This window comes from Thermogemmatispora onikobensis (genome assembly GCF_001748285.1).
In the GTDB taxonomy this organism is placed as follows: Bacteria; Chloroflexota; Ktedonobacteria; order Ktedonobacterales; family Ktedonobacteraceae; genus Thermogemmatispora; species Thermogemmatispora onikobensis.
Map to the genome: position 1 here is coordinate 25,047 of NZ_BDGT01000047.1, position 10,247 is coordinate 35,293.

The following is a 10,247-nucleotide window of genomic DNA, read 5'->3' on the forward strand; positions in this document are numbered from 1 at the left end:
TCCTCCGTCGGTCGGTTGGGCTGGCCGGTGCTCGATATGGCAGGCGATAAGCGAGTCGGCCAGCCTGCAGCCAGCTAGAAGCTTAAGGGTTGGGATCAGGGTCCGCCTTTGTTGAGGGGAAGTGGATAAAGGCCGGAGGAATAGCGTCGGCCAGCCAGGTCTGGTCGTTACCGCGATAGAAACGGATACCTTGTTCGCTGGCTTCTCGCGCGCGTACCACGAGAATCACCGGTCGGTGCGTTCGGCGCCTGCCCACCTGTCGAGCAGTAGCGGTATCGGTAGACAGGTGAACGTACTGCCGACGCATGGGCTTGAGTCCCTCTTGTCGGATCGCTGGCAGGGCCTCCGACGAGGTTCCATGATAGAGGATTTCTGGCGGGGTGGCTTCCGGCTTTGGTAGACGACGCGGCAGTGAGTGCCCGTAGAGGGCCCGGATCTTACCATCGCGCAGCTCGTAGCGCTGTTTCTCCGCACTGGCCATCATGGCCTCCAGGTCTTCCTCGCGCAAATCACGCCAGCTCGCCCGATGCTGGCGCAGGGCACGCAGCAGGTCAGCTACGGGAACCCAGCCCTCTTCATCTAGTTCTAATCCATAACGGCCCGGCTGATGCCGCAGAGCGTGCGCTATCGTCCGGCTCAGACTGCGATTATCAATTGACTTCTCTCCTCTCTGCTCCATGAGATGATCAAACTCCTTTCCTGCTCTCTCAGCATGCTCAAAGCTGCCTCGCAAGGCTAAGCTCTGTATCAATCTCTGTCAAGTTTACGCCCCCATCCGTCTTTTTGCCCTTTAGCTGACCTGACATTCTTCTCACCTCCTGCTAGCTGCAATCCTTTTGATGTATACTTCTCTATGTACAGGGAGATTGACCAGCGAGGGCTGTTCAGGCCCTCGCCAGATCAGGGAGCCTTGGTCAACCGCGTTAGGCTGCTTTTCAGGATGAAAGCAGAACGAGCCTCAGAAAGGAATCGCAGCATGTCTGGCAAGAGACTCCGCGCTCTTCTCCTCCCGGGAGCACTTTCCCGTCTATTGATCCTCTTCCTCGTCTTGGGCAGTCTGGCACTGGTGAGAACGCTGCCCGGACTCCGCGGCGAGCCGGCCCATGCCGCTTCGCCCGTGACCTTGAGCGTCTCCGGTATGAGCGCGACGATCGGCAATGGTATCTTCACGGTCAAATTTAACAGCTCCGGTACTGGCTACTCGCTGGTCTGGCAGGGCAAGGAGCTGATTGGGCCAGCCAAGGGCTTTTACAGCTCGATCAATGGTGGCACGGGCTTCAGTCCAACGCAGCTCACTGTCGTGACCAATACCTCTAGCCTGGTCGATATCGCCTACATCAGTAGCTGGGGCGAGCTGCACTACGTCGTTCGCAGCGGCGTGAGCGGTCTTTACTCCTACTTTCTGGCCACTGGCATCGGGACGGTTGGTGAGTTCCGCACGCTCTACCGTGTCGACGGTTCGATCTTCCGCACAGGCTATAACGGCGCCGAAACCGCCATCGCTTTCCCAACCCTGAGCCAGATTCAGTCGGCTACCGTGCTCCAGGACTCAACCTATCAGCTGAGCGATGGCACTATCTATACGAAATACGACGCTGCTACCTACCTGATGAGCCAGGATTTGCTGCACGGCGTCTACGGCAATGGCTACGGCGTCTGGCTGATTTCGCCCAGCCACGAGTACAACAATGGTGGCCCGCTGAAGCAGGATCTGACGGTCCACGTCGATAGCAGTAACGGCGATGCCGTTGTTCTCAATATGCTCATTAGTGCACATTTTGGAACACCAGAGGTGACGATCCCCAACGGCAAGCTCTTCGGTCCCTGGTTTGTCTACTTTAATAACGGGAGTATCAGCGATGCCCAGGCTCAGGCCACGCTCCAGCAGCAGCAATGGCCCTATAGCTGGCTCTCCAACCCGGCCTATCCACTCAACAGGGCTACGGTGACAGGTAGTCTGCGCCTGGCCGACGGACGCCCTGCCGCCGGGGCCCAGATCACACTGGCCCAGCCTGGTGGCGACGTCTATGCCCAGGGGGCCGGCTATATTTTCACAACGGTGGCCGACGCCTCCGGCAACTTCACGCTTCGCCAGGTGCGTCCCGGCAGCTACAGTCTCTACGCCTGGGCCAACGGCGGCAGTATCGGCGATATCACGGATCAGTACGAGCTGGATAACGTGAACGTGACTGGGACGAGCACCAGTCTGGGCACCTTGACCTGGACGCCGGTACGCTACAGTATCCTTCTCTGGCAGATCGGCACCGCGGACCGCAAGGCAGCGGAGTTCCGGCTAGGCAATCTGCCGCGCCAGTACGGTCTTTGGAACCAGGTCCCGGCGAACCTGACCTATACCATCGGTTCCAGCACGCCTGCGAACAACTGGTACTATGCCCAGACGGCGGTTGGTACCTGGAATGTCAATTTCTCTGTCAGCCAAAGCTACAGCGGCGATGCTCATCTAACGGTGGCGCTGGCCGGTATGACACGTACTGCCGCCGTGACGGTCCGCGTAAATGGGACGGCCATCGGTTCGTACCCAGCCTATACGAACGACGCGGCGATTTATCGCAGCGCCAATCAGAGCGGCTACTACCACCTGATGACCTTTACCTTCCCGGCCTCGCTGCTGAAGATCGGCACTAACACGGTAGCCTTTGCCATGACTTCGGTCAGTAGCGGCGGCGGCGCGATGTACGATACAATCAAGCTGGAGGTGGGGCCCCAGGTGACCGGCGGCTCGACCGCATCCCCTACACCTACCCCGACCGCCGCTTCCTCGGGGAGCACCTGTCGCGTGAGCTATAGCGTCACCAGCCAGTGGCCCGGTGGCTTCACGGCCAGTATTACGCTGACGAACAGCGGAACAACGACGATCAATGGCTGGACGCTGACCTTTGTCTTCAGCGCTGGCCAAACGGTCACTCAGGGCTGGAATGCCACCTTTAGTCAGCAGGGAAGCCAGGTAAGCGCAAGCAGCCTGAGCTATAACGCCACGCTGGCCCCAGGCGCCTCGACTACCCTGGGCTTCAATGGCACCTGGACCACTACTAATCCTGCGCCAGCCTCCTTCACCCTGAATGGACAGAGCTGCGCGCTCTCCTGAAGCCAAAACCATACGACCTTCTCCCCTCCTCCTTTGGTTTGGACAAGGCGCCTGTGGTCAGCCTCTGACCACGGGCGCCTCTCTTGATCGCATCTTTCTCCCCTCGGCTGCCAGCCAGGGCTTGCCTGCCGGCGCTGGTGGCTCTCGCTCCTCCCTCAGTCTCTCGGGTTGAAGGCGCGCCACCTGGTGCTAGCCCTTTCGTTTATCAATGCAATGATTAACCAGTCTTCTCCGTTACTGCGGGTAAAACGATCACAGACTGGCTCTGATGAGCCAAGGTTTCGTCTATGCTCACATATCAAGAGGCACAGCAGCTAGAGACACTCATTCAACAGGAAGCGCCAACGGTGGAGGTCCACATCTTGCCCGAGGTGGGGCAACCGGACTACTATTGCCTGGCCATTTACCTGCATGGCCAGCCACGCTTCGTGGTCCGCTCTCTGGATCAATGGAAGCAGCGCAAAAAGACACTGAAATGCTGATAGGGCCTCGTCTGGCAAGTCAGTACCTTGAGCGAGAAGAGAGAGCGGCTAGAAAGAACTGGCCTGCCGCCGCGGTCGGGTGAGGATGCCCGTCCCGGGCCAGGGCAGGCCAGCACAACGGGAGCAAGGTTCTTTCTCCTTCCAGCTCCTGAAGGCCACCTGCTGACGAAGCGCCCTTCAGGAAGGCAAACAGACAGGCAGACAGGTAGGCAGGCAGACGGGCGGGCAGGGTAGACAGGCAAAGCGACCAGCCAGCATGCGCTATAATTTCAGCATAGGAGCAAATTCCACCAATGGAGGTACGCAGGCATGAGCGCTGATTTCGCGCCTGCAGCGACGAAGGCTTATCGCAGTCGTGTGGGGCTGGTAGCTGATTCGCCGCAATTCCCCGGAGCCTGGCAGGAGATTGTCGAGAAGGTCAAGATTGCCGATGAGCTGGGCTTCGACTCTGTCTGGCTGGGCGAGTCCTGGGGCTACGAGCTGTTTACCTCGCTGGCCGACCTGGCTCGTGCGACCAGGCGCATCAAGCTCGGCGCCGGCATTGCTAATATCTACTCACGCACCCCGGCCCTGATCGCCAGCACTGTTGCCACTCTGGATGAGCGTTCTGGGGGGCGCATGATCCTTGGTCTCGGCCCTTCGGGCGCTAATGTCATCGAGCACTGGCACGGCGTGCCGTTCGAAAAGCCCCTGCAGCGCACACGCGAGTACGTTGAGATCATCAGGATGATCTTGCGCCACGAGAAGCTGATCTATCATGGGCAGTTCTTCAAGCTGGAGCGTGGTTTCAAGCTGCGTTTTACGCCGCTGCGCGCGGATGTGCCGATCTACATCGCGGCAATGGGGCCGAAAAACGTGATTCAGACCGGGGAGATCGCCGACGGCGTCTTGCCAGTCTACTGGCCTGGCCATAAGTGGCAGGAGCTGCGTCAGCAGTTGGATGAGGGCGCGCAACGAGCCGGACGTCCCCCCCACAGCGCGCTGATCGCCCCCTATATCACTAGCGCAATCTTGCCTGAGAACGCCGACGAGCAGATGCGCCAGGCCGCTCGCTATCAGGCCGCCGCTCCTCTGGCCTACTATATCGGGAAGATGGGCGTCTACTACGCTGAGATGCTGACCCGCCACGGCTATGGAACCCAGGTGCAGGCGGTCATCGAGGGCTGGAAGCAAGGCATGAAGAGCGCTATCGAGGCCGTTGATCCAGTGATGCTCGACGCCGTGACCATCGTGGGGACACCGCGCGAGATCGTGGCCAGGCTCGATGCATGGGCCGAGCAGGGCCTGGATCAGCCGCTGCTGAGCATGCCGGGCGGCTCGGTGGACGAGGCCGGCCAGCTTCTGAGCGCTTTGATGGAGGCCCTGCGCTCCTGACTGCAGCCTGGCCTGACCGGGCCTGCTGCCACGCTCAAGATAAGGGAAGACAGGCCCAGGCCACGGACGCGCTGCTCGCCCTCCTCTGTTGCAACGTCCCTGGCCTGGCCTGAACTGAAGTGAACTGGATGTCGCTCTGCTCTTCGCTCAGCCCAACCCACTACTGGCCGGCCACCTGCAGGAGGATTATGACCTGGCCAGGCTCAGATCGTCGCGACGCTGGCGACGCGCAAACGCTTTGGCATGCTCCAGTCGCTTTTTGATCGAAGGATGGTCGTGAAAGAGGATCTCGACCAGCGGGGCCGGCTCGGCTTCGGCAAGGTTCTGATTGGCCAGGCGCGTCATCATGCTCTGAAAAGCCTCGCTCTTGCCCGTGGTTAGCAGGGCATACTCGTCGGCCTGATATTCGAGATAGCGGCTGATGGCGTTACCCAGAGGCATGAAGATCAGGCCGATCACAGCACTGACCAGAGCGATCAGGGGCAGGGTTGCCGGATCAGCCAGGCCGTGATAGCCAAACTGCGGCGTGGCCAGCCAGTGCAGGGTGACATTGATCAGATAGAGGGCCACCAGGGTCAAGAGCGACTGGCTGGCGATGAGCTTCCAGATGTCGCCGTGAACATGATGGCCCAGCTCATGCGCCAGAACGACTTCGATCTCGTCGGGCGTATATTGGTCGAGCAGGGTATCGCCCACGACGATGCGACGTGTGTTCCCCAGACCCATCAGGGCCGCATTGGCCGCGGTGGTCTTGCTGCTCATGTGCATGGTGAAGACACCGCGTACGCGCGTATGAGCACGCTCGGCGAGCGCCAGCAGGCGCGCTTTTAGCTCTCCATCGGGCAGGGGGGTGAAGCGATAGAAGAGGGGCAGGATCAGGATGGGGGCCAGATTGGCCAGTACCACCGAGAAGAAGAGCATCACCAGAGCCACCCAGAGCCACCAGGTCAGCGGCTGCCAGGCCAGCAGTAGATAGATGAGTTCCAGAGCTGCCAGCTCCAAGACAATACTCAAGAGCAAGCCTTTGAGCAGGTCGCCTAGCCAGGCCCCCAGCGTCTGCACAGAGAGGCCATAGCGCCGCGGCAGGACGTAGCCGCGATAGACAGTCAGGGGAGCGCTGATCAGCTCGTAGACCAGGAGCAGGACCAGGAAGTAGCCGGCCACCTGCAGCGGGTACCAGCCCGCTAGCGGCTGCCAGGCCAGCGGCTGCAAGAGGTCGCGCAGCCAGAGGTCGAGCCGGAAGAGATAGAGAACCACCAGGCCAGCAGCGGCGATGGCCAATCCGACGAGCCAGAGCCTCCGCCGGAGACGCGCATACTCACGCGCCTCCCGCTGCCGCTGGGGATCAAGCTGGGCGGTCGTGGCTGGCGGCTCTTCTCTCTGCTGCGCTGGTTGTGTAGTCTGTGTAGACTGCTCTCGTTCCATAAAAGCTACCTTCCTCCACGCGATGCTAAGCGCCAGTGCAGTGCCCGGGCTAGCCCGTGTCAACCTGTTTCGCTTTATCTTAACGCACAGGCCCTTATCTGGGCAAGCCGCTCTTGCTCGCCTGCCCTCGCTGCTGCAAGCTGAACAGATCGGCCTGAGCCAGCCGTTGCGCTAAAGACGGGTAGCTGCGGTTAGTGGGCCGTTCCCCCCAACCTCCTCGCGCGCTCGCGGCACTGAGATTGGCCAGACGAATCACAGCATTGCGGTAGGCTCGCACAAGGCCGGTCCGTTCCAGGGCAAACCTATCAGCACGCATCTCCTGACGATAGGATAAGGAGTTGTGGAGGACTCTGTAGTTCAGCCAGAGAGCAAGAAGCACCATGACGAGCGCCACCTGACCTAGCTTGCTGGTCAGGGGAAAATTTGAGACGAGCATCAACTGCCAGAGGAGAAGCCAGGCCAGGTGATAGAGCGCGCTCAAACCGATACGCCAGAGAAGGTCATTGTGGACATGGTGAGCCATCTCATGGGCACAGAGGACCTCTATCTCGTCAGGCGGGAAATGCTTGAGCAGGCTGTCTGTTAGCCAGATTCGGCGCCTTGATCCCAGGCCCGTGGCATAGGCATTGGCTATGGCCAGTTGCCCCTCGGTCTCGTAGACATAGATGCCTTCCAGCCTCAGACTCAGGCGCTGTAAGAGATTGGCGCAGCGCTGTTGAATTTCGCCCGGGGGGAGCGGGTAGCGAGCAGCAGGCAAGAGACTAGCTGGCCTGCTCACCCACCAGCACGAGAACAAGAGCCAGATCACGATGAGCAGCCAGACTGGCAGCCACCACCAGGCCGGCATAGCCACCTGCAGTACGGCAGCCAGCCCTATCACCAGGCTGAGAGCCAGCGTCAGGCTCAGCCAGCGACTGAACTGGAAGCGAAGCCAGTACCCTGGAGAAGAGCGCAGGATGCCCTGCGCCCTGATGCTCTGGAGTAGCAGAAGAACTAGCGGGACAAAACCTATCAGGCTGCCCAAAAGCCAGTAGATCAGAAAGGCTTTCAGGGTGGCCAAGAGACGCCAGACCGGATCAGCCAACAAGAGATCTCCATCCACCCCAGGGAACGACACTGTTAGCAGGCTCAACGGTGCGGAAGGGAACCAGGCGAAGGCTAAGAGCAGGCAGCCAATGATGGCCAGCCAGAGCCTCACTTTGCGGACGAGGGAGCGCTGGGCGGACACAATCGCCTGTTGGTGAGCCATGTCTATGAGGACCACCTCCGGCTCGAGTTTACCCTGTTTCTCCTGTTTGACTTCAGCCCCCGACTGCGCACGGGCTGCCAGTCTCTGCTGAATAAGCTGGCGAGCCTGCCCTAGAGCCTCGGACCCAGCCACGAATTCAGCGAGTGGGCGCTGCTGGCAGGCAATCAACCCCAGCAGCAGATGCAGTGGTTCAATGCGCTCATGGCCAAGATGGCCGGCTTCAGCAGCGGCAGCGTTCAGAGCACTCCGCGCAGCTTGAGAGAGGCCGCCCTCAACTCCCACCTCCTCGCTGAGCGCCACACTAGAGAAGATAAGCTGTGTTAGGCGCCCGTTAAGCGTCGCGAGATCTATTCCCAACTGAGTGAGACAGGTTGGCCCTTCCTCCTGCGGGTCGGCCAGGAGTCCTGCCAGAAGGTCAGGTCCCGTTAACCACGACCGCCCTGCCTGCAGCGCCAGTCGGCAGGCGTGTACCAGCACTTCTTTCGCACGATAACTGTAATGCTCGTAACTGGGGATATACTGCTCCATACTCATGCTACTCAGGTCTCCCATCTCTTTCTGCCGGGCCATGCTCTTCTAACCACCAGTGCGTGACACGTCGCAGCAGCGAGCGTGCCTTGGCCCAATAGCTATAGCTCTTAAAGGCTGGAATACGCCATTGGTCCTAGCCATTGCCACCCCTCTCTTCTGCTGCATTGTCCCCTTCTCTCTCTCCTTCATAAATTTCCAGATGCTTATCTATTATAGACGGAACTCCGCTCCTGACAAGAGGCTTTTATGGTGCACAGTGAAGTAAGATGTGGCTCTCATATTTACAAGAAGAAAGAAAATACATTTTTTGAAGATAGAAATTGCACTCAATTTAACATAATTTATCACAAGAGTGATAAATATATTTTTGACAAGGAGGGACGCTAGAGAGCGAGATCACATTATTTTTTCCGCGAGGAGAACAACAGAGGAGGAAGGGAAGTACTGAAAGGGAGGGCGCCGTTCTGGAGCCTGCGGCTCTCCCCGGCAGGTCTGCCAGTCAGGCAGATCAGACCGGGGAGAAGCGGCCCCGCATTTCCTCAGAGCTTGTGGAAAGTGCAGCTAACCTTACCAAAGTGGAGCGAGTCGCCATCGTTGAGAGGAGTCGCCTTATCCGGTTCCAGGCGCCGCCCATTGATGCGCGTCGCATTCGTGCTGTTCAAGTCTGTCAGGGTAAAGGTACTGCCGATATGTTCCAGAAGCGCATGCACGCGCGAGACTGTGTCTGCATGCTCCATCGGGCCCAGATCAATATCGGGCTTCAGGCCGCCCAGGTCGTGATCGTAGCGTCCTACCACCAGGCGCTCACCTGTCAGGAGAAGCTCACGACCATCGCCAAAGATCAGCCGTCCCCACGGCGCATTAGGATCAGGACGCGGCTCACTGGCCGGGCGAGCTTTGATCGGCTGGGGAGGGCCAGGAGGTGGCGGCGAGACAGGGGCCGCAGGGACAGCGGGCGCAGGCGACTGCGAGCCAGGGACCTGCACAGTGGGCACAGAAGAGGCCGCAATCGTCGGCTCAGCACTAGAGCTGGCGCTGGTCTCCGTACCCTTATCCTGCGCCCCTGGCCCAGGAATAAAGGTCACCGTTGGCTTCGGAATTACTGGCGGCCTGGCCGGTACCTGGGAAGCATAGGGCTGGATCGGTGGCTTCGCTGGCGGTGCAGGAGGAGGGGCCACCGGCGGCTTCGCCGGTGCCGGAGACGGAGCCGGCTGAGCAGGCGGCTGGACCCCCCGCGCGCCCGAACCCTGGGACTGGAAAGTTGAAGCCCCACACTTCGGGCAGAAGGCCGCATTGGGTTTCAGCTCTGTTTTGCAATTAGGACAGAGTTGCTTGAGCGCCCGCCCGCAGCCCGAGCAGAAGGTATCGCCCGGCTCATACGGCGTGTTGCACTGAGGACAGCGCAGGCCAGCAGCGGGCCGCGCAGGCATCGCCGTGGGAGCTGCTGGCACAGGCGTGGGCGGCACATAGGGCGGCACATAGGACGGTGAACCCGGCGACGGCGTCGGCACCGCTCCATAGGGACCCGCCGACATGGCCGGTCCCCCCCACTGTTGCTGAACCTGCGGCAGAAGCGAAGGGGGAATCGGGCCGATCTGTACCTCGGGACGCTGCTGGCGCACCAGGCCATCAACCATGTTGAGCACCTCATTGGCCAGGCTCGCCTGACGCACGGCCCCCACACCGGCAGTAATCGCCAGCGGCAGCAGTACCGGGATGACCATCGCGCCCACAGCTCCTATCGTCCCAACCGCCGCTTTATCCATCCAGCGCTGCTGGCCAATCATCGCCAGCACTCCCCCCGAGACACGCTGCAGCGTCACCGAGAGGGCAGCCTGCATTCCGAGCACGGCCTCAAAGTCGCCGCCCTTCTTCAACTGCACCAGGGCCTGATCGGCATTACTAAACTGCTGCGTCTGATACCCCTTGGCACGATAGACATTCTCCAGATCGGTGGCCAGACGCGGTATATCGATATCTTGCGATGTATAAAATCGGGCATCCATTGGTCTCTCCTCTTCTGCGGTAGCGAGGCGCTTCTCAACTCGCCCTGTTGGCTCAGCAGCAGCCGTTTGCTGCC

General features: G+C 60.2%; 7 protein-coding genes. 3 read left to right on the top strand and 4 right to left on the bottom strand.

Features of this window, described 5'->3' with window-relative positions:
* Positions 1-82 precede the first annotated feature (82 nt).
* Positions 83-679, bottom strand: coding sequence for an RNA 2'-phosphotransferase (locus tag BGC09_RS17535; RefSeq protein ID WP_176728965.1), 597 nt, complete (start codon positions 677-679; stop codon positions 83-85).
* Positions 680-976: 297 nt separating this feature from the next.
* On the opposite strand from BGC09_RS17535, the gene BGC09_RS17540 reads away from it, so the two are divergent.
* The 3 genes from BGC09_RS17540 (at position 977) to BGC09_RS17550 (ending at position 4,962) form a co-directional block, all read left to right on the top strand.
* Positions 977-3,106 (top strand): polysaccharide lyase family protein, encoded by a 2,130-nt coding sequence (locus BGC09_RS17540; RefSeq protein WP_176728966.1) that lies wholly within the window; start codon positions 977-979, stop codon positions 3,104-3,106.
* A gap of 287 nt (positions 3,107-3,393) precedes the next feature.
* Positions 3,394-3,588 (top strand): hypothetical protein, encoded by a 195-nt coding sequence (locus BGC09_RS17545; protein WP_069805531.1) that lies wholly within the window; start codon positions 3,394-3,396, stop codon positions 3,586-3,588.
* Positions 3,589-3,897: 309 nt separating this feature from the next.
* Positions 3,898-4,962, top strand: coding sequence for an LLM class flavin-dependent oxidoreductase (locus tag BGC09_RS17550; protein ID WP_069805532.1), 1,065 nt, complete (start codon positions 3,898-3,900; stop codon positions 4,960-4,962).
* Between the two features lie 186 nt (positions 4,963-5,148).
* Here the strand turns inward: BGC09_RS17550 and BGC09_RS17555 are convergent, their stop codons facing one another.
* The 3 genes from BGC09_RS17555 to BGC09_RS17565 all read right to left on the bottom strand — a co-directional run.
* Positions 5,149-6,387 (bottom strand): M48 family metallopeptidase, encoded by a 1,239-nt coding sequence (locus BGC09_RS17555; RefSeq protein WP_084659057.1) that lies wholly within the window; start codon positions 6,385-6,387, stop codon positions 5,149-5,151.
* 94 nt (positions 6,388-6,481) lie between these two features.
* Positions 6,482-8,170: a M48 family metalloprotease gene (locus BGC09_RS17560; protein WP_176728967.1), complete on the bottom strand. Its 1,689-nt coding sequence runs from the start codon at positions 8,168-8,170 to the stop codon at positions 6,482-6,484.
* 536 nt (positions 8,171-8,706) lie between these two features.
* The coding region (locus BGC09_RS17565) for a double zinc ribbon and FHA domain-containing protein (protein ID WP_218104089.1) at positions 8,707-10,247 on the bottom strand (1,541 nt) is incomplete at its 5' end.

Bases quoted from the DNA above. Each gene is read 5' to 3' on its own strand.
- BGC09_RS17535 (WP_176728965.1), bottom strand. From the start codon at position 679: ATGGAGCAGAGAGGAGAGAAGTCAATTGATAATCGCAGTCTGAGCCGG.
- BGC09_RS17540 (WP_176728966.1), top strand. From the start codon at position 977: ATGTCTGGCAAGAGACTCCGCGCTCTTCTCCTCCCGGGAGCACTTTCC.
- BGC09_RS17545 (WP_069805531.1), top strand. From the start codon at position 3,394: ATGCTCACATATCAAGAGGCACAGCAGCTAGAGACACTCATTCAACAG.
- BGC09_RS17550 (WP_069805532.1), top strand. From the start codon at position 3,898: ATGAGCGCTGATTTCGCGCCTGCAGCGACGAAGGCTTATCGCAGTCGT.
- BGC09_RS17555 (WP_084659057.1), bottom strand. From the start codon at position 6,387: ATGGAACGAGAGCAGTCTACACAGACTACACAACCAGCGCAGCAGAGA.
- BGC09_RS17560 (WP_176728967.1), bottom strand. From the start codon at position 8,170: ATGAGTATGGAGCAGTATATCCCCAGTTACGAGCATTACAGTTATCGT.